The 21,433-nt window shown below is 38.9% G+C and carries 15 protein-coding genes; 9 read left to right on the forward strand and 6 right to left on the reverse strand.

The genetic code is table 11. The features are described 5' to 3' along the window. Window positions 1-15 precede the first annotated feature (15 nt). The 8 genes from ACLI50_RS15645 to ACLI50_RS15680 all read left to right on the forward strand — a co-directional run bounded on the left by ACLI50_RS15645 (window position 16) and on the right by ACLI50_RS15680 (window position 13,352). A complete protein-coding gene (locus ACLI50_RS15645) occupies window positions 16-987 on the forward strand; it encodes a glycoside hydrolase family 130 protein (protein WP_047376309.1) in 972 nt (323 codons plus the stop codon). 128 nt (window positions 988-1,115) lie between these two features. Then, window positions 1,116-3,347, forward strand: a complete 2,232-nt coding sequence (locus tag ACLI50_RS15650) for a GH92 family glycosyl hydrolase (protein WP_411414183.1) — start codon at window positions 1,116-1,118, stop codon at window positions 3,345-3,347. A gap of 31 nt (window positions 3,348-3,378) precedes the next feature. After that, window positions 3,379-4,806 carry a glycoside hydrolase family 125 protein gene (locus tag ACLI50_RS15655; RefSeq protein ID WP_411414184.1) on the forward strand — a complete coding sequence of 476 codons (1,428 nt, stop codon included), beginning with the start codon at window positions 3,379-3,381 and terminating at the stop codon, window positions 4,804-4,806. Between the two features lie 109 nt (window positions 4,807-4,915). Continuing rightward, complete coding sequence (locus ACLI50_RS15660) at window positions 4,916-7,066, forward strand: endo-beta-N-acetylglucosaminidase H (protein ID WP_411414185.1); 2,151 nt, start codon at window positions 4,916-4,918, stop codon at window positions 7,064-7,066. A gap of 58 nt (window positions 7,067-7,124) precedes the next feature. Beyond that, the gene (locus ACLI50_RS15665) at window positions 7,125-9,533 is read left to right on the forward strand and encodes an endo-beta-N-acetylglucosaminidase H (protein WP_411414186.1); all 2,409 of its coding nucleotides are present in this window, start codon (window positions 7,125-7,127) and stop codon (window positions 9,531-9,533) included. Between the two features lie 132 nt (window positions 9,534-9,665). Then, window positions 9,666-10,526, forward strand: coding sequence for an ROK family protein (locus ACLI50_RS15670; RefSeq protein ID WP_411414187.1), 861 nt, complete (start codon window positions 9,666-9,668; stop codon window positions 10,524-10,526). 21 nt (window positions 10,527-10,547) lie between these two features. Beyond that, window positions 10,548-12,830, forward strand: coding sequence for a GH92 family glycosyl hydrolase (locus ACLI50_RS15675; RefSeq protein ID WP_411414188.1), 2,283 nt, complete (start codon window positions 10,548-10,550; stop codon window positions 12,828-12,830). Window positions 12,831-12,854: 24 nt separating this feature from the next. Next, the gene (locus ACLI50_RS15680) at window positions 12,855-13,352 is read left to right on the forward strand and encodes a cupin domain-containing protein (RefSeq protein ID WP_062673259.1); all 498 of its coding nucleotides are present in this window, start codon (window positions 12,855-12,857) and stop codon (window positions 13,350-13,352) included. Between the two features lie 163 nt (window positions 13,353-13,515). Here ACLI50_RS15680 and ACLI50_RS15685 read toward each other — a convergent pair whose 3' ends face one another. The 5 genes from ACLI50_RS15685 to ACLI50_RS15705 form a co-directional block, all read right to left on the reverse strand. Further along, the gene (locus ACLI50_RS15685) at window positions 13,516-16,221 is read right to left on the reverse strand and encodes a TonB-dependent receptor domain-containing protein (protein ID WP_411414189.1); all 2,706 of its coding nucleotides are present in this window, start codon (window positions 16,219-16,221) and stop codon (window positions 13,516-13,518) included. A 68-nt stretch (window positions 16,222-16,289) separates the two neighbouring features. Then, the gene (locus ACLI50_RS15690; RefSeq protein ID WP_411414190.1) at window positions 16,290-16,652 is read right to left on the reverse strand and encodes a hypothetical protein; all 363 of its coding nucleotides are present in this window, start codon (window positions 16,650-16,652) and stop codon (window positions 16,290-16,292) included. A gap of 19 nt (window positions 16,653-16,671) precedes the next feature. Next, window positions 16,672-17,316, reverse strand: a complete 645-nt coding sequence (locus ACLI50_RS15695) for a hypothetical protein (RefSeq protein WP_238349663.1) — start codon at window positions 17,314-17,316, stop codon at window positions 16,672-16,674. 78 nt (window positions 17,317-17,394) lie between these two features. Continuing rightward, window positions 17,395-18,081, reverse strand: coding sequence for a response regulator transcription factor (locus ACLI50_RS15700; protein WP_002982671.1), 687 nt, complete (start codon window positions 18,079-18,081; stop codon window positions 17,395-17,397). A 159-nt stretch (window positions 18,082-18,240) separates the two neighbouring features. After that, window positions 18,241-19,785, reverse strand: a complete 1,545-nt coding sequence (locus tag ACLI50_RS15705; RefSeq protein WP_062673264.1) for a sensor histidine kinase — start codon at window positions 19,783-19,785, stop codon at window positions 18,241-18,243. A 201-nt stretch (window positions 19,786-19,986) separates the two neighbouring features. On the opposite strand from ACLI50_RS15705, the gene ACLI50_RS15710 reads away from it, so the two are divergent. Further along, window positions 19,987-20,478 carry an SRPBCC family protein gene (locus ACLI50_RS15710; RefSeq protein ID WP_202841785.1) on the forward strand — a complete coding sequence of 164 codons (492 nt, stop codon included), beginning with the start codon at window positions 19,987-19,989 and terminating at the stop codon, window positions 20,476-20,478. 126 nt (window positions 20,479-20,604) lie between these two features. On the opposite strand, the gene ACLI50_RS15715 is transcribed toward ACLI50_RS15710, so the two are convergent. Further along, on the reverse strand, window positions 20,605-21,432 hold the full coding sequence (locus tag ACLI50_RS15715) for a hypothetical protein (RefSeq protein ID WP_202841784.1): 828 nt from the start codon (window positions 21,430-21,432) through the stop codon (window positions 20,605-20,607). Window position 21,433 lies beyond the last annotated feature (1 nt).

Genomic DNA, 21,433 nt, shown 5'->3' on the forward strand with positions numbered 1-21,433 from the left:
AGTAAAAAATACTTTATGACAGCTCAATCAGTAATGATCCCCTGGCAGGATCGCCCGGAAGGTTGTAATGATATCATGTGGAGGTTTTCCGAAAACCCGATCATTAACAGATACGCGATACCAACATCCAACAGTATATTCAATAGTGCCGTAATTCCCTTTGAGGACGGATTTGCCGGAGTGTTCCGTTGCGACAACAAGGCAGTACAGATGAATATTTTTGCCGGTTTCAGTAAAGACGGAATCAATTGGGATATCAATCATGACCCTATTGAAATGCAGGCAGGAAATACGGATATGATTGAATCCGATTACAAATACGATCCACGTGTAACTTTTATTGAAGACCGCTACTGGATCACCTGGTGCAACGGATACAATGGTCCTACCATCGGAATTGGGTATACTTTTGATTTTAAAGAATTTTTTCAGTGTGAAAATGCCTTTCTTCCATTCAACAGAAATGGTGTTTTGTTTCCTGAGAAAATCAATGGTAAATATGCCATGCTGAGCCGTCCGAGTGATAACGGACATACGCCTTTCGGAGATATTTATATCAGCTATAGCCCTGATATGAAATACTGGGGTGAACACCGTTGCGTGATGAAAGTAACGCCTTTCGAAGACAGTGCATGGCAGTGTACCAAAATCGGAGGAGGGCCGGTTCCTATCAAAACAGAAGAAGGATGGCTGCTTTTCTATCATGGTGTGATCAATACCTGCAGAGGATTCAGATATTCAATGGGAGCGGCTTTGCTTGATCTTGAAGATCCTACAAAAGTGTTGTACAGAACGAAGCCTTATTTATTGGCTCCGGCTGAATTGTATGAACTGACAGGAGATGTACCCAATGTGGTTTTCCCTTGTGCAGCATTGACTGAAGGAGACAAAGTAACAGTATATTACGGTGCTGCTGATACCGTAGTTGCGATTGCCTTTGGATATATCTCAGAAATCATTGATTTTATGAAAAAGAATTCAATTTAATACAGTAATATAAAGTTTAGGAAAATAGGTTAATCATCTTAATTTTTCCGTTTGCTGGGAATTTTATAATGGTTTTCCTATTTTTAAACCAACTTTTAAATAAAAAAATCTCCGATACCTCTCTTATCATGAAAAAAGAACTGTTAATCTGCTTTTTTACCACCCTGATTTCTGTAGCCAGTGCCCAGCAAAATAAAAACGATGTTTTATCCTGGGTAGATCCTTTCATAGGCACAGGAGGACATGGGCATACTTTTCCTGGAGCAACCACGCCATTCGGGATGATACAGCTGAGTCCGGATCAGAATACGAAAAGCGGCGACTGGGATTGGTGTTCCGGATACCATTACAGCAGCAAAACGATCATGGGATTCAGTCATAACCATTTGAGCGGAACGGGATGGGCAGACCTTGGAGATATTCTGGTAATGCCTACAGTAGGACAGGTTAAAATGGTTCCAGGATCTGAAGACAAGCCGGAAACGGGTTACCGTTCAAAATTTACCCATGATAAAGAAATTGCATCTCCGGGATATTACTCTGTAATGCTGGACAGCTATGGAATTAAAGCAGAGCTTACTGCTTCTCCAAGAGTAGGATTTCATAAATATACTTTTCCGAAGAGTAGTGAAGCTAATATCATTATTGATCCTACCAACAAAATCTTCGGAAATATCTACCATACTTTGGTGAGTGTGGAAGGTAATAATAAAATCAAAGGATACTGTTACAGCAACGGCTGGGGAGGTAAACGGTTTGCTTACTTCGTGATGGAGTTTTCCAAACCGTTTAAGTCTTACGGTGTTTATGCTGACGGAAAAATCAAAAATGATGAAAAAATTGCCCTTGCCAAAGATGCTAAAGCTTTTGTGAGATTTTCCACAGAAGACCAGGAAAGCATTGAAGTAAAAGTATCTTTATCTCCGGTGAGTACAGAAAATGCACAGGAAAATTTTGATACAGAAGCAATAAATGTTGACTTTGCCAAAGCAAAAGAAACCGCTCAAAAGACCTGGAGAGATCTGATCGGAAGATTCCAGGTGACAGGAGGTACAGAGAGCCAGAGAAAAATTTTCTACACGGGAGTTTACCATACCTTCATTGCACCAAATTTATACATGGACGTGAATGGAGATTATGTGGCCGCTCAGGAAAACATGAATACCAAATGGTTCACCAACTACAGTACGTATTCTTACTGGGACGGATTCAGAGCAACGCACCCGCTATTGACCATTATGGATCAGAAGCATACAAAAGAATTTGCCAATTCCCTGATCAGCAGATATACAGATCGTAAAGATCATATGCCGATCTGGGAGCTTTGTGGATATGATAACTTCTGTATGCTGGGCTATCACAGTGCTTCGGTAATCTGGGATGCCATTTCAAAAGGAGTTCCGGGTATTGATGCAGAAAAAGCATTTGCCGCGATGAAAGATGCTTCTTTAACAGATAAAATGAGCAGCAGCGATGGTGGTGGCGGTCTTAATGATTATATCAAATTAGGCTATACTCCATCAGAAAACGGAGCTTCAGTTTCTGCAACATTAGAATATTCATATGACGACTGGTGTATTCAGCAGCTTGCAGAAAAATTAGGTAAAAAAGAAGAATCGGAAGTATATAAAAAACGTTCTATGAACTTCCTGAATACCTTTAATAAAGAAAATAATCACTTCTGGCCAAGACAAAAAGACGGCAAATTCTTAGCAGATTTTACCCTTAACGATTGGAAAAAACTTCAGCCACACTGGGTTTCCGGAAATATCTGGGCCTATGACTTCTTTGTTCCACACCAGATTGATGAAATGATGAATCTGTATGGCGGGAAAAAAGGATTTGAAGAAAAACTGGATAAAACCTTTACAGAAGCACTTCATATGGAAGGTGAACAGCACGTAGATATTTCAGGATTCATCGGATCTTTAGGATTTGGGGATGAGCCAGGTCATCATGTTCCATACCTGTACAACTATGCAGGAAGTCCTTATAAGACTCAGAAAATGGTAAAATATATCCGTGACAATATGTACGCAGCAAAACCTGATGGAATCGTTAACAATGAAGACTGTGGTCAAATGTCAGCATGGTATATTTTCTCATCATTAGGATTCTATCCTGTAACACCTGGGAAACCTGTTTATGCCATCGGAGCACCACAATTCCCGAAAGCTTCTTTAAAACTGGAGAATGGAAAAACGTTCACCGTAATTGCAGACAAAATATCCGACAAGAATATCTATGTACAGAAAATGTTCCTGAACGGAAAAGAATATAAAAGCTGGGAACTGAATCACAGCGATATTATGAACGGTGGCGAATTGAGATTCGTAATGGGAAGCAAACCAGTAAAATAAGACTCATAAAAATAAACGAAACAAAGTATCAATGGAAAGGAGAAATTTTATTAAAACAAGTGCACTGGCAGGAGCCGGATTGCTGTTTACTCAAAATGTTTTTGCTAAAAATTTAGTGCTGGACGATTTTCCTGTTGTCCGTGTTCCTAAAGATAAAAGACATTTTACCAGCGAATCCGTAGAAAGTGCTATTGCCGCGTTTAAAAAGAAAGTGAAAAACAAAGAGCTGAGCTGGCTTTTTGAAAACTGCTTCCCGAATACATTGGATACTACTGTTTACTATACGGAAACCGGAGGAACACCGGATACCTACGTGATCACCGGGGATATTGATGCCATGTGGCTTCGTGACAGTTCCGCACAGGTTTTCCCTTATCTGCAGTTTTCGAAAAAAGACGAAAAACTGCATAAGCTGATCTCAGGAGTAATCCATAAACAGACTACTTTCATCCTGAAAGATCCTTATGCGAATGCTTTCTATAACGATGATCAGAAGATCAGTAAATGGAAAGAGTATGACCACACCGATATGAAGCCGGGCACCCATGAAAGAAAATGGGAAATCGACTCGCTTTGCTATCCTATCCGTCTGGCCTACCATTTCTGGAAAACTACAGGAGATACAAAACCTTTTGATGCGAACTGGCTGAAAGGAATCAAACTTACCCTGCAGACTTTCACAGAACAGCAGAGAAAAAATGATCTGGGTCCTTACAAATTCGAGCGTACAACGGCTTGGGCAACAGACGGAGTTCCTATGGGGGGATATGGTTATCCAACGAAACCTGTAGGATTGATCAGCTCTATGTTCCGTCCAAGTGATGATGCTACCATCTACGGATTCCTGATCCCTTCCAACTTATTTGCGGTGGTAAGCTTACGCCAGGCTGCGGAAATGGTTACTCAGATTAAAAATGAAAAAACGTTGGCTCAACAATTGAACAGCCTTGCTGATGAGGTAGAAGCAGCCATCAAAAAATACGGAATTTACAATCATCCTGAATTTGGAAAAATATATGCTTTTGAAGTAAATGGCTTTGGAAGCTACAACCTGATGGATGATGCGAACTGTCCAAGCTTGCTGGGACTGCCTTATCTGGATGCGGTGAAAGCTGATGACCCTGTGTATTTGAATACAAGAAAATTTGTGTGGTCAGAAAACAACCCGTTCTTCTTCAAAGGTAAGCTGGCAGAAGGAATAGGAGGTCCGCATATCGGATTGGATATGATCTGGCCAATGAGTATCATAATGAAGGCACTCACTACCAAAGACAAAAGTGAGATCAGATGGTGCATAGATACCTTACAGAAAACGCATGGAGGAACAGGCTTTATGCATGAATCCTTCCATAAAGACGACTCCAAAAAGTTCACCAGAGAATGGTTTGCATGGGCCAATACCTTATTTGGAGAATTGTTATGGAAAACCTTTAACGAAAACCCAGAGCTACTGACATAGCACACCCTTTTATATGGTTTTTTCATCTGAGATTCCTTCCCGAAAAAGAAGGAATAAGGGGATTGCTATATAAAATTCAGACACCAAAACACCTTAAAAAAATTATACAATGAAAAAAAAATCCATCTTTACCGCACTGATTGCCATGATGCTTCAGTCTGGTTCTCTGATCAACGCACAGCAGCTTAGCCCTAAAGGGATATGCTATGTGGAAGTGAATAACAACAACCTCCTGAATGCAGGAGCGTACAAACTGCAGACATCGAACAGTTACCTGTTTAATGTGGTGAATATCTTTGCGGCCAATATTAATTATGATACCAGCCGTGGAAGAGCCTATCTGTATTCGAATAATAACGTAACCAAGGTTCTTACCAATGCAGATACCTACATAAAGCCTCTTCAGCAGAAAGGAATGAAAGTCGTACTCACTATTTTAGGAAACCATCAGGGAGCGGGAATCTGTAATTTTCCTACCCGTGAAGCAGCAAAAGACTTTGCTCTGCAGCTTGCCAATACAGTGAATACCTACGGTCTTGATGGAATTGATTTTGATGATGAATATTCTGAATACGGAAATAACGGAACAGGGCAGCCTAATGACAGCTCTTTTGTAATGCTGGTTCAGGAACTCAGAGCTTTATTACCCAATAAGATTATTTCATTCTATTATTATGGTCCTGCCGCTTCAAGACTTTCCTGGAACGGAGCCAGAGTAGGAGATAATGTCAATTACAGCTGGAACGCGATGTACGGAACATTCTCTGCTCCGAATGTACCACCTCTTACCAAAGCACAAATCTCTCCTGCTGCCGTATGGATGGGAAATACTTCCAATTCTACCACCACCAGCCTGGCTACCCAAACTAAAAATGGAGGTTACGGCGTATTCATGTGGTATGATTTACATGGAACGAATGAAACGACACAGCTTTCAGCAGGAACTCAAACCTTATACGGAGAACCTACTGTTTTAAGCGGTACTTTACAATCCTGGACACAGGGAACCAATTGTGACGCCCCTATCGGATTATACACAAGCAACCTTACAGGCACAAGCGCAAAACTAAACTGGTCAGCCGTAGGAAGCAATACCTATGATGTTGATTATAAACCAGCTTCTTCAACAACATGGACAAATGCAGTTTCAGCGACAAGCTCCACTTCTGTAACCATTTCCGGATTAACAGCCAACACCGAATATGACTGGAGAATCAGAACCAACTGCAGCGTGAAAAGTGCCTATATGTTTGCGCCAAGATTTACAAGTACTTCAGGAACAACGCCTACAGGTTCTTATGCTCTGTCTTTGGATGGAAGTACTGAATCAGGAGCGGCCGGAAGTATGAATCTAAGCGGCTCAGCATTGTCTTTTGAAGGGTGGATCAAACCGTCATCGTTCAAATCTGCGTCGCCATATATTTCTTCTATCATGGGAACAGAAGTAAGCGACGGCAATTCTGCATTCTTACGATTAGGAGATGCCAGTCTGGCGAATAATAAACTTCAGTTTGTGGTAAGTATTAATAATGTACAGCAAAAACTGGCTTCTGCAACAGCTTTGAATGCCAATACCTGGTATCATGTGGCAGCTACTTATGACGGTGCCAATATGAAAATTTACATCAACGGTGTTCTGGATGCCACTAAAGCACAAACAGGAAGTGTGAATTCAACTGGTGCATTCAACGTAGGATATTTATATAATACTTCCAGAAATTTCAATGGTAAAATAGATGAAGTAAGAGTTTGGAAGCGCGCATTAAGCCAGACAGAAATCAGTCAGAATATGTGTAATGTGTCCGTTCCGGCAACTTCACTGGCTGCGTATTGGAAGTTTAACGAAGGAAGTGGTTCTACAGTTCAGGATACTTCCGGAAATGGAGTGACTCTAACCTTGACAGGTGTTGATGCTTCCAATTGGGGAACAGATCTGCCATGTACAACAGGAAGCTCAGCATTAGCAAGAACTGCGGGGCAAAAGGCGATCAATACGGGAGAGACTAACATTAAAAATCAAATCAAATTATATCCTAATCCGGCAAGCAAATCTTCATCACTTACAGTTTCTGTTCCGGATGAATACAGCAAAGGGAAATTGACGGTTTATGATTTTAACGGAAGAATTGTAGATACTAAATCACTGAACTCAGGAGATAATCAATATGAATTGAGCAGAATTCCGGCAGGAAACTACATTGTTCAGTTTGAATCTCATGATGGAAGCCTGAAACAATCCGAAAAACTAATTGTAAAATAATAACCCCCGTCATTGGGCTTCGGCCCAATGATTTTTTCTACTACAAAATTGATATACTATGAGAAAAAAATCCTTTTTTATTCCCTTAATGGCCCTGATGCTTCAGTCAGCTCCGGCACTCAAAGCACAGCAGCTTGATCCTTTGGGAGTCTGCTATGTAGAAGTGAACAACAATAATATGCTGAATGCAGGTTCCTATACTTTACAGAATACCAACAGACAGCTTTTTGATGTAGCCATTATTTTTGCAGCCAATATCAACTATGATGTTTCTAAAAACCGTGCTTATATCTCAAACAATAACAACGTTACCAAAGTTCTGAATGATGTCAATACCTATGTAAAACCTTTACAGCAAAAAGGAATAAAAGTATTACTGGATCTTTTAGGAAACCACCAGGGAGCTGGAATTTCCAATTTCCCTAACCGTGAAGCGGCTAAAGATTTTGCCTTACAGGTGGCTCACACTGTTTACACCTACGGACTGGATGGAGTAGACCTTGATGATGAATACGCAGGATACGGAAATAACGGCACAGGACAGCCTAATAACAGCTCTTTTGTTATGTTATTACAGGAATTGAAAGCCGCAATGCCCGATAAACTGATTACATTCTATTACTACGGTCCGGCTACAACCAGACAAACGTATAATGGAGATTTAGCAGGAAATTATATCAATTACACCTGGAATGCCATGTACAGTACGTACAATGCTCCGGTTGTTCCGCCTCTTGATAAATCCAAAATTTCTGCAGCTGCAACGTGGATACAAAACTCGAATCCAAGTTCAACTTCTGCCACTACATTGGCAAGCTTAGCGACCAGTACAAAGAATGATCAATACGGCGTGTTTATGTGGTACGATCTGCCGGGAACCAATGTAGCCAGTTACCTGAGTACAGGATCCAATATTCTTTATAATGAAAATACACTTTTAAGCGGTCAATTATATTCATGGTCACAGGGACAGGCTTGTGATCCTCCATTGGGGCTTGATGTCTCCAACGTGACAGGAACTTCAGCTCAACTGAACTGGACTTCCAATGCATCTCAGTCTTACAATATTGATTACAAACCTGCCAATTCAACAGTATGGACGAATGTAGCCAGCAATTATTCTGGAAATAATATTGTCATCAGCAACCTTACCCTGAATACCAATTACGATTGGAGAATCCAGTCTAACTGCTCAACGACATTAACAAGTACTTATATTTTTGCACCAAGGTTTAACTCCGGAAGTGGCTGCACTACGCCATCAGGATTGACTTCCGGAAGTTTCCTTGGTAATACTACCCAACTGTCATGGGATGCAGGCAACGCCACTTCATATACACTGCAATATAAAACGACTTCAGCAACAACCTGGTCTGAAATTCCAAATATTACCACCAATTCTTACTCATTACAAAACCTGACACCTAACACAAGTTATGTATGGAAAGTACAGGCTTCATGTGCCGGAGGAACTACAAGTACTTATTCAGGAGAAGGATCATTCAACAGTGGTTTCGCTCCGGTTACAAGTCCGGGTGCAAGATCTCTTGCTTTCAACGGAAGCACGCATTATCTTAACGCAGGACAATTTAACCTGAGTGGAAACGCGGTGACCTTTGAAGGTTGGGTAAAAGTAAACTCATTTAAATCTGCTTTCCCTTACATCTCATCGGTAATGGGCGTTGAAGTAGGAGATAATAACTCGGCGATGCTTCGTTTCGGAGACGGAAACCTTGCGAATAATAAGCTGCAGTTTATATTAAGTTTTGGTTCGTCACAGGTGAAATTGAATACGAATACTTCATTCAACACCAATACATGGTATCATATAGCAGCTACTTATGATGGAACAGCCATGAAAATTTATGTCAATGGTAATCTTGATGCTACTTTTGCAGTAACGGGTAACTTTACGGCAAACGGAATTCTTTATCTGGGAAGAAACTATGACAATTCCCGTACACTCAATGGCTTTCTTGATGAATTCAGAGTTTGGAAAAAGGCATTAACACCACAGGAAATTTTAAGTAACAGCTGTAATGTTCTTGCCAATTCTACAGGTCTTGAAGCGAACTGGAAAATGGATGAAGGAAGTGGAATGGGAGCTTTGGATGCTACGGCCAACACTCATTTTGCAACCCTGATCAATATGACAGATGCCAACTGGAGAACAGATGTTGCCTGTGCTTCTAATCTTGCAGTGAAAGATGTTGAATCTGTGAAAGACAACAGCGCAGTCTATCCGAACCCTGTGAAACGAGGAAATGATCTTCACTTTGCTATCAGTGACAACTCTGCAAGTGAAGTGGCATTGTATGATGCTTCAGGAAAATTGATCAAAAAACAGAATATTAATCAAAATAATAATGCAGTCAATACGCAGGATTTAATCAGTGGTACTTATATTTACAAGATTACATCTGCGAACAGTAAAGTAATATCAACCGGTAAAATTATTGTGAAGTAAAATTCAGATAATGAAATAGTTATCGGAACTAATAAAATAGCGTCTGAAATACAAAGCAGACAGACAGAAGTGTACTTCTGTTTGTCTGTTTTTTCAGTCACAGGAAGGACCTTGAATTTAAAATAAAAAATAATGCAGAATATAGTAGGAATTGATATCGGAGGGTCGCACATTACGCTGGCTCAGGTAGATCCGGAAAAACGTGAAATCATTTCATCCACCTATGTAAGAGAACATGTAGATGCTTTCGAAAACAGAGAAGTTATTTTCAAAGCTTGGATTTCAGCCATTAATAAGGTGGCTCATGATCTGGTAAAAGAAGATCTTTTAATCGGTATCGCAATGCCGGGACCTTTCGATTATGAAAATGGAATATCTCTTATGCGGCAGGGAAAATTTATTGATATCTATCAGGTCAATATTAAAGAAGAACTGGCAAAAAGGCTGGCCATTTCTCAGAAGCAGATTCATTTTGTAAATGATGCGGCTGCGTTTATGGAAGGAGAAGTATTCGGAGGATGTGCCCAAGGTTTCAACAGTGCTTTTGGAGTGACTCTTGGAACAGGATTGGGAACTACTTTCTTCAATGGAAAATTTGCTGCCGATGAAGATTTATGGGATTCTCCCTTCAGAGATTCCATCAGTGAAGACTATCTGGCGACACGCTGGTTTGTGAATCATTATAAAGAACTGACCGGAGAAGAAATCTCAGGAACGAAAGATCTTCTGGATAAACCTACAGAGATACAGACTCAAATGTTTAACGATTATGCAGACTCCTTTTCTGAGTTTATTGTCAGATATGTAGATCATTACAAACCGGAAGTTTTAGTTATAGGAGGAAATATTGCCAAGGCTTATCCTCATTTTGAGCAAAGATTTATTCAGAACTTAACCAAGAATAATATTAACTTGCAGGTTAAAATTTCTGCTATATTTGAAGATGCGGCCATTCTTGGAGCTGCCAGCTATACATTAAAAAAGCGTATATAAATTAACAAACGAAAAGATACAATGAAGTTTATATTTTCTACTTGCTTACTGTTATTACAGGCCTGGGCTTTAGGTCAGAATGTATCTCCCGTAGACTATGTGAATCCTTTGATGGGAACCCAATCCAAACCTTCATTATCCAATGGAAATACCTATCCGGCAGTCGGACTTCCCTGGGGAATGAATATCTGGACACCACAGACCGGTAAAATGGGCGACGGATGGGCCTATACCTACGATGCAGATAAAATAAAAGGATTTAAACAGACTCACCAACCCTCTCCATGGATGAACGATTATGGCGCATTTGCCATCATGCCGGGAGTTGGAAAAGTGAAGTTTAAAGAAGACGAAAGAGCAAGCTGGTTCAGCCATAAAGCTGAGGTTACCACACCTTATTTCTATAGCGTTTATCTTGCTGACATCAATGTCACAACAGAATTTACGCCTACAGAACGAGCTTCTTATTTTAAATTTGATTTTCCAAAGACAGACAGTGCTTACGTAGTGGTTGATGCTCTGAACAAAGGTTCTTATATCAAAATTTTACCGAAAGAAAGAAAAATCCTGGGATATACCACGAGATATTCTACCGGGAAGTATGATAATTTTAAAAACTACTTTGTCATTCAGTTTGATAAAGATTTTGAACTCACAAAAACCTGGAAAGACAATAAACTGGTGAATGATCAGTTAGAAATTACCAGTGATCATACAGGTGCTGTAGTAGGGTTTAAGCTTAAAAATAAAGAAACGGTGTATGCAAAAGTAGCCTCTTCATTCATCAGCTTTGAACAGGCAGAACTGAATCTTAAAAGAGAAATCGGAAACAGAAACTTTGAACAGGTAAAAACTGATGCTAAAAATATCTGGAACAAGACATTAGGAAAAATAGATGTAAAAGGGGGAACCGATCAGCAGATGAGAACCTTTTATTCCTCTTTATACAGAACTTTATTCTTCCCGCAGAAACTATATGAAGTGGACGCTCAGAATAAAATAAAACACTGGAGCCCTTACAACGGGAAAATTGTTGACGGAAGAATGTTTGCAGGAACCGGTTTCTGGGATACTTTCCGTGCTTTGTACCCTTTCCTGAATCTTGTTTATCCAAGCATCAATGTAGAAATGCAGGAAGGACTGGCCAATGCTTACAAAGAAGGAGGTTTCTTACCGGAGTGGAGCAGTCCCGGATATTCTGATATTATGATTGGAAACAATTCCGCATCCGTAGTAGCAGATGCTTACATCAAAGGACTTCGCGGATATGACACAGAAGCGCTGTGGCAGGCTGTAAAACACGGAGCAAACAATGAAGGTCCTATAGAAGCTGTGGGCCGCGCGGGAGTAAAGTACTATAATGAATTGGGCTATGTTCCTTACGATGTAAAGATCAATGAAAATGCAGCAAGAACATTAGAATACGCTTATGATGATTTTTCAATCTATCAGTTAGGAAAAGCATTAGGAAGACCTGCTTCAGAAATTGATATTTATAAGAAAAGAGCTTATAATTACAAAAATGTATTTGATAAGGAAACAGGTTTAATGCGTGGTAAAAATAAAGATGGTAACTTCCAGAAACCTTTCAATCCTTTCAAATGGGGAGATGCTTTTACGGAAGGAAACAGCTGGCATTATACATGGTCGGTTTTCCAGGACATTGATGGTTTGGCAGAACTGATGGGTGGGAAAAAGAAATTTGAAGCCAAATTAGATGAAGTATTTTCATTGCCTCCGGTTTTTGATGACAGTTATTATGGAGGCGTGATCCACGAGATCAGAGAAATGCAGATCATGAATATGGGTCAGTATGCCCACGGAAATCAGCCTATTCAGCACATGATTTATCTGTACAACTATGCAGGTGCACCTTACAAAACTCAATATTGGGCGAGACAGGTGATGAATAAATTGTATCATGCCACTCCGGACGGATATTGCGGTGATGAAGATAACGGACAAACGTCTGCATGGTATATTTTCTCAGCCCTTGGATTTTATCCGGTAACACCGGCGACAGATCAATACGTATTGGGAGCGCCATTATTTAAAGAAGCTACCATCCATTTGGAGAATGGTAAGAAAATTGAAATAAAGGCTCCGGAAAACAACGCAGAAAATCTATATGTAAAATCACTGAATGTAAACCAACAGCCTTATTCCAAAAACTGGCTGAGCCACAAGGAATTGATGAAAGGTGCTGTGTTAGACTTTAAAATGGATAGCAAACCTAATAAAGAAAGAGGTACACAGGAAAAAGATTTCCCATATTCAATGTCAAAAGAAGAATCAAATAAATAATTTTTAAATTAAAAATATAGCTGCATGAGTACAGAAAAAAAAGAAATATTCGAGAGAGTAGAGAATATGCTGCAGACACAAGGTTTTACTATTGCTGCAAAAGATGATACAAGACCATGGGGAGGATTTTTTGTGATTGATGAAACACAGGCACAGGATTTTGCCAACCAGTATTTTGACGGGATTGATGTAGACAGCCTGAGAATAGGAGGGAAGCTAAGCCCTAAAATTCTTATCGTGGCTCCGGAAGCAAGATTAAGCTGGCAGTATCACCACAGAAGAGCCGAAATCTGGCAGGTAGTAGAAGGAACTGTAGGCATCAAAAGAAGCAATACCGATGAAGAGGGAGAATTGAAAGAATATGGTCCGAAAGATCAGGTGAAACTTCAGCAGGGGGAAAGACACAGATTAATTGGTCTTGCAGGCTGGGGAATCGTTGCCGAAATCTGGCAGCATACCGATGCTTCCAATCCTTCAGATGAAGATGATATCGTAAGAGTACAGGATGACTTTGGAAGATAAATAAAAAGAATCCGCTTCATTGAAGCGGATTTTTTATTGATAAGGAAGCCTGAGGCTGTAAGAGGGGAGTTACTGGAGGTTTTTAAAGCTGTTGGATTTACTTCGTTATTACCGGTGAATTTTACTAGCAGTACTCCAGCTTCATTCCTCCAACTTCCTGCTTTTAAAACGTCACATCCAGTCCCAAATAGAAGTTGGCCTTCATAATTGGTGCATATACCATTCCTCCGTCAAAATAGCTTCCGAAAGGATTTTTAAAATCTACAATCGCATTTTTCTGATAATAAGAAGTCAGGTTTTCTCCTCCTACATAAGCTCTGATTTTTTTATTGAAATTTCTTGAGATCTGAGCATTAAGAACTGCATATGATTCCGAATAAGTTGGGAGCTGAAATTCTGCCGGATTCGTTGAAGTATCAGGGAGTCTTTGCTTTCCGACCCAGTTTAAAGTCGTATCAAAACTCCAGAATCCGCCATTATCATTTTTATTGGTTGAATAGGCCAGATTCACAAACCCTCTGTGCTTCGCCATAAAAGGAACTTCTCTTCTTCCACCGATATAATCAGCCTGCACGTCATAATATTTATAAGCCAATCTTACTTCAAGATTTTTGACAGGCATGAAATCCCATTGGGTCTGGAACGAATTCGCAAAAGACTTTCCATCCAGATTATAAAATGTCAGCTGTTGAGGAGATCTGTCCAGATCTACCAATACCTGATCCTGGAAATCTGTTCTGAAGAAGTCTGCAACAATGCTCGATTTTCTTCCGAATAACTTAAATTCCTGTTGTAAACTCGCTCCATAATTCCATGCGATTTCAGGTCTTAATCCATAAATATTTCCTCCGTTAGGCAGAATATTAATCGCTCTGTTCGATGCAAAATACTGCTGGCTTTCCGCAAAAACATTTGCAGTTCTGAATCCTCTTCCCGCAGAAAGTCTTAAAATAGTCTGAGGCGTGAAGTCATATTTAAAGTTCAATCTTGGCGTAAACTGTGTTCCTGCCAGGTTGTGGAAATCAACTCTTGAACCTGCTACTAAAGTATATTTTAAACCAGTTAAAGTATATTCAGCAAAAATGCCCGGCACAATTTCATTTCTTCTCATATCATCCAGCAAATACGTTTCTTTATAACCATCATATAAGAAACTTGCACCAGCCTTGTACTTGTGGTTGGTATTTCCGATGATGCTTTCAAAAATTAAATTGGAATAGTATGTATGCTGCTGTCCCGCATAATTTCTCAATCCAAAAAAGCTGTCCTGCTGATGGTAAATATACTGGTTCATCCATCCGATACTCTGGTAAGGTTTTCCTTTAAAAACATACCCAGTTTTATTCCAGACCTGGAATCTTGAAATATCGATTCCAACCCCATAAAAAGGCTGTTTGTCCTGACCCAGTTTTTTATCAAAACCAATTTGTCCTGCCGTTCTTTCATCTCTGATAAAATTAATTCCAAAATGAGACCCGAATCCTGACTTTTCAAGATCATTATAATTAAGCAAATAAGCTGCATTGATCTGTGTTCCTTTCGGTCTGTCCAGAAAACCATCATCATTCATATCCGTATTTCCAAATGTTCCGTTGCCGTGAAGAAGAAAGGTTTGCGACCATTTATCGTTGATAGGAGAAACATTGGTGATATTGATTTCCGCTCTTCCATTGAAGTCAGAAAAAAGGTTCAGTGATGTTTCAGGCGTCTTGGCATTTTTTAAAAGCTCAGTATTGATTTGTCCTGTGATACTTTCATAACCGTTTGTTACGGTACTTCCTCCTTTGGTAAGCTGAATACTTTCAATCCATCTTCCCGGGATAAAATTTAAGCCATAGGCAGAAGCCAGACCTCTGATCTCAGGTAGCTGTTCTTTTGTCAAACTCGTGTATTTCTGATCCAACCCAAGCATTTTCAACTGTTTTGTTCCCGTAACTGCATTGCTGAAAGAAACATCTACCGTTGCATTGGTTTCGAAGCTTTCAGACAGATTACAGCAAGCTGCCTTTAACAGCTCTTTTTTATCAATATTAAAAACAAGTCCGGCTTCTTTCTTACTTAAAGCTGTTGCTGCCTTAGAACCCGTTACCACAACACCATCAATACTTTTTTCGTGCTGGGAATGATCTTCTTTATCAGATGAAGTCTCATTGTCTTTACGATCTTCATGTTTTGTTTCTTCTTCGTAATGCATTTTTGGATTGGGTTCACCAAAAGTAAAATTCCTGTCATATAGGCAGCATCCCGGAAGACTATTGTAAACAGCATCTGAAGCCTTATATTTTTCATTATCATGTCCTGCATCAGCAGTAGCCTTTAAAATCTTATCTGATGAAGTTTTTGAAGGATCAAAATGTAAAGTAACCGTTTGCTTTTCAGCATTCCATTCTGCAGTATCGGCACCGGCATCTTTGGATGCTTTTTCAATTCTGGCTTTACATGAAGCACAGTTTCCTCTTACGTAGAATTCATTTTCTTTTTTAGGGGAAATAGTAGCATCTGCATGGTGCTTATGATGGGTTTCTGTCTGGGAAGGCTGCAGATCTCTGTCGTAATGACAGCATCCCGGAAGTCCTTCATAGGTTGTATCAGAAGCTTTGAATTTCTCATTGTCATGTCCTACTTCTGCTACCTTTTTCAGAATATCATCAGAAGATACCTTATCTGTTTCTAGGGTTAGTGTTTGAAAATCAACAGAGTAAACGGCTGTTTTGGCACCCGCTTTTTTTGCTGCACTTTCAATTCTTGTTTTGCACATTTCACAGTTCCCTTTTACCTTGAACTGATTTTTTGAAAGTGTCTGAGCAGATATATATTGTGTAAATAGGAATAATGCACCAAGTATGAACCTGGAAATATATAATTTCATTTTGTTTAAAGTTTTAATTAATTAAAAAAACAGTTCATTATAAGGCATAATGAACCCATGCTATTTAATTAACCTATCTTGGGTGGTTGCCAGATTTCCTTCAAACGGTCTGAAAGATAAGGATCTGCATATTGAAACTGAGGATTCTTATTCGCTTTGTAATAAGACAGTTCCAGACGTAGATTTTTTGAAAAAGGGGTTTCAATAAAAGTATAGCAGGCAATGCATGATGAGCAGCAGTCGTCATTACATGATTTTGTGTTATCATGTTTGCTGTCTTTTTTTGAAGAATGATTTTTACAGCAGTCCATTTTCTTGGAAGATTCTGCTTTACAGCATGTTTCCTGCATTTCCTGCGCATAGAAATAGTCCTTGGGAATCAGAAAAACTCCCAGACAAAAAACTATGGCAAGTATGTGAAACAGCTTCATCTGTGCAAAAATACAAAATTTATGGTAAAGGATCACCAACTTTTAGAGAACAGCTGTGCCATGGCTCACCATGAGCGGGATTCAGTTTCGGTTTTTCTCCCATTGCGAGATTCTGTGCTGCAGGTGCAGGAGCCGGACTTGGAGCTGCTTGAACTGCATTTTGCACTGCCTGTGGCGCAGGAGCTGGCTTACTGTTTAAGGGCTGTCCTACAGGAATATCGCATCGGTGTCCAGGCTGTCCATGTGGAGGATTCATTCCTGGTGCGGTTTTTATCTGTTTCCCGTTATTATCAAGGGTGATTTTTCCCGGTGATATAGCATTTGGATCAATCTGGATGGTATTGCCCCCGCTCACATTTACATTTTGTGTTGCAGGAGCAGCTGCGGAAGGTTGCCCATTCAAAGGTTGTCCTACCGGAATATCGCATCGGTGCCCCGGTTGCCCGTGTGGAGGATTCATTCCCGGAGCTGTAGCCATAGGAGCAGGAGCAGCGTTGGACTGGATGCCTGCCTGTTCCATCAGAGCGGTTTTTGAGGTGGTATTTAGAGCTACGTTGGGCTGACCAGCGTTGGCTTCTTCTTTTAAGTAAGTAGCTCTTTCATCCTTTTTACAGGATGCGGCTAAGAGTGATACGGCAATCAAACCTATAAATGTATTCTTCATATCCATGGGTATGAAACAAAATTAGCAAAACATTTTCAATTGTTTTGCTAATTTTATACTTATAATTTGATTTTTGGATTAATTTTTTACCAAAAGTCTAAATCCTTCTCCGTGAACGTTGATGATTTCCAATCCTTCGTCGTCTTTTAACAACTTACGAAGCTTGGCAATATAAACGTCCATACTTCTTGCTGTAAAATAATTTTCTTTTTTCCAGATCTTTCTTAAAGCAAGGTCTCTCGGCATGAAATCATTTCTGTGGATGCAAAGAAGTTTTAATAATTCATTTTCTTTAGGAGAAAGTTTATATTCTTTATCACCTACTTTCAGCTGTCTCAGCATAGAATCAAAGAAAATATTGCTGATCTTGAACTGCTCCTGTTCTTCATTTTCCAAGGTAGAACTTCTCTGAAGAATTGCTTTTATTTTGTATAAAAGAAGCTCAGTATCAAAAGGTTTTGTAATATAATCATCAGCACCTAACTGATATCCCTTCAGGATATCTTCTCTCATGTTTCTTGCAGTAAGGAAAATGATAGGTGTATTTTTATCAATCTTTTTTACGTCTTCCGCTAATGAAAATCCGTCTTTTTTAGGCATCATTACGTCAAATATGCAGATATCGAATTCATTTTCTGTAAATTCTTTAAGTCCCTGCTCCCCGTCAGTGGCAAGAGTCACTTCAAAATTATTGATGGTCAAATAATCTTTAAGCACCGCCCCGAAACTCTGATCGTCCTCTACTAATAATATTCTGTTGCTCATAATTTTAATAATTAAAAATTAACAATTAAGAATGAACTTCCTCACTCTATCTTCTATATTTTGATATTTGGTTTAACTTTATAATTGATGAATGATCATTGATAACTGATGTGAAAGAGATCGGTATCATTTATCGCTTATCATCTATCATTTATTTTTCTAGCTCATCGGCAGTTTTATCGTAAACGTACTTCCTTTTCCTTTATGAGAGTCTACAATAATCTGTCCCTTGTGCAGTTCTACAATTTTCTTCACGTAAGAAAGACCTAATCCCTGGCCTTTTACGTTGTGAATATTTCCGGTTTCTTCCCTGAAGAATTTTTCGAAAATTTTGGTTTTATTCTGTGTATCCATTCCCATTCCTTTATCGGAAATTTCAATCACATACCAGTGTCCTTCATTTCTTGTTTCCACATGTATTTCCGGTGCTTCAGGAGAATATTTATTGGCATTATCCAGTAAGTTGACCAGCATATTGGAGATGTGGAATTCATCTATTTTAAAATTATACTGAGTGGCCGTGAACTTCTGCGTAAGGGTTCCGTTTCTTTGCTGTACAATCAGATTGAAAGATTCTGTTGTTTTTTTGATCAGCTCTCTTACGTTGGTCTCTTTTAAAAATAATTCCACTTCATTTCGCTCAAGCTTGGACATGTTAAGTACATTTTCCACCTGTTTTTTCATCCTTAAATTCTCCTGCTTGATCAGTTCGGAATAGTATTTTACTTTATCCGGATTGGTGGCAATTTTGTCATTAGCCAATGAATCCGTTGCAACAGAAATAGTTGCCAATGGCGTCTTAAACTCGTGGGACATGTTGTTGATGAAGTCTGTTTTTACTTCAGCAAGTTTTTTCTGCCTCATCATATAATTGATGGAAATAATATAAATCCCAAGAATGGTAAGGAGAGAAAGGAATGTTCCCAAAAGCATCGGCCAGTTATTCATCGCCAGGGAATATTCTTTTTTAGGAAATACCAGGGCAAGGCTGTATAAAGTATTTTTCTTATCGGCAAAAAGAGGAAAGCTGTAGGTATTACTGTCTTTCTTTTCTTTATAAGCCTTATTCGCAATGCTTGTAAGCTTATTATTACGATCCAGAACTCCATATCCGAACTTGGCAGTGATACCTCTTATTTTCAGTTCTTTGGCAATAACGGAGTCAAGAGTTTTCGGATCTACTCTTTTAGTAATAGGAAGGTTGTTTCCATATACTTTCACAAACTCTTTCATGGAATAATCTCCCGTCTCAATCTCCTGATTGATATCTTGCGTTAAAAGTTCGCGATTGGTGGTATCTCTTTTTATTTTATAAGCAGCTTCGTCTGTATACAATGTAGTCAGCTTGATAGAATCTCCTTTTTGAGAAATAGGCAGCTGCGTTTTTTCAATAATATTTTTGGAATAAATAATCTGTCTTTGAGTCCCGGAGTCTTCTACTTGCTGAATGGTAGTTAAAGATGGCTGTTTGCTGTTCGCAAGAATATTTTTTCTGAAATCTTTATAATCCTGATTCAGGTATTTGTCAGCTTCAATCTCTTCAATACTTTTTGAAGTACTTTCCAAAACCGCATACACTTTATTTGAAAAATCCTGTTCCAGTACGCCGTAATAGCCTTTCAACCAATAAAATTGGAGCGTTACAAAGACAATCAGTGAGATCGTCATAAACACTGAAATTATTGGGATGAATTTGTTATTCATTATTTAAAATATATATGTTTTGGAAAAATGAATGTTAAAATTAATTTTTTTAAGAGTACATAAACAAAAAACGAGCCAAAAAATTGTTTTTTTTTTCTTAAAAGAGTGTTTTTTAACAATTATTTATGAATTATCTTTTACTTGTCATATGAAAAGTCCTTTCAATAAATAAAATGCTAACTTTAATAAAAATAAATATATATGGAATCTACGATCATTTTCAACAAAGATTTTGATGCATCAAGTACTTATGTTATGAAGATTTTTAAGGCTGATGTTTCAACCGTATGGAACTATTTTACACAAGCAAGATTATTGGATCAATGGTGGGGACCTAAACCGTGGAAATGTGAAACGGTAAGTCAGGATTTCAAGGAAGGAGGTATCTGGATGTACACAATGGTAGGTCCGAACGGTGAAAAAGGACCTATGTATGCTCAAACTCAATATGGAGAAATTACAGAACACAGAAGTCTTGACTGGATGAGTGCTTTCTGTGATGAAAAAGGGAATATCAATGAAGACTTCCCAAGGTCAAAATGGCTGATTGGCTTTACCGGAGTGGAGGAAGGAACTAAAGTAACCATCAATATCCATTACCATTCTCCTGAAGTGATGAAAAAGCTTATGGATATGGGATTTGAAGAAGGCTTTAAAATGGGACTGAATCAATTGGAAGAATTAATAGGTTAATGTAAAACAGTTTCCATCTGAAGATTTTGAAATGTAAAAGTAATGATAACAAAGATTTTTATACTATATAAAGCTATATGAAGAGGATGTTACAATGAACATCCTCTTTATTATTCTGTTATTGAATTACAGTTTTTCTATACTGATAAAAGTTCCGTCTGTAGGAACAATTTTATAGACATCAGCCACAGTCAGAATAGAAACTCCTCCTGAAACCTGAACTTTCAACTGATCTCCTTTGTCAAACATAGACAGAAACTCCATGGTTCCCACCCTGTTTGCTCCTGCAGTAATTAATATGGCTTCATTTAAAGCAATATCATTTCTCGCAAGCACATTTCCGTTCTTCAAAGCTCTGAAAGAAATGGTTGGCGGGCTGACATGTATCCCTGAAGTTTTTACTTTTAAACTAATCAGCACCCTGTAGAGCCCTGATTCTTTAAAAGTAAAGTTGTTGAAATTGCTATTTACGATCCCCTGCGGATTAATGATCCCAAGTTTATCCATATCCTGTGTATTGTCATAAAATCCGAACGGGACATCTTTTTCTCCACATCCGATAAGCACACAGGTTACAGAAGGGAAGTCGCTTTCTGCCATTGCAGGATTCATACTGGCGCGGGTTGTTCTTCCTCCGCTTTCATAAAAAGTGGGTTTCCACTTCTCACCATCATAGACAACCACTCTTTTGATGTCCTTTCTGTATAAGATCATTCCCTGCATGCCTGGGTCATCATTGAAGTGATCTGGCTGAATGGCATTGTAAAGAGGTAGTTCAGTTTCATAATTTACTGTCGGGATCATCATCCCTTTAGATTTTGCTGCATTATCTTCCTTATTGACTACACTGAACATTGCATTGGCACTTGAGCTTGCATTACTGCCTACTGTGACTTGAGAAAAGGATATTGATGCTATCAGTAAAAGTGTGAATATATATGTTTTCTTTATCATA

This window comes from Chryseobacterium cupriresistens (assembly GCF_046614675.1).
Lineage (GTDB): Bacteria > Bacteroidota > Bacteroidia > Flavobacteriales > Weeksellaceae > Chryseobacterium > Chryseobacterium cupriresistens.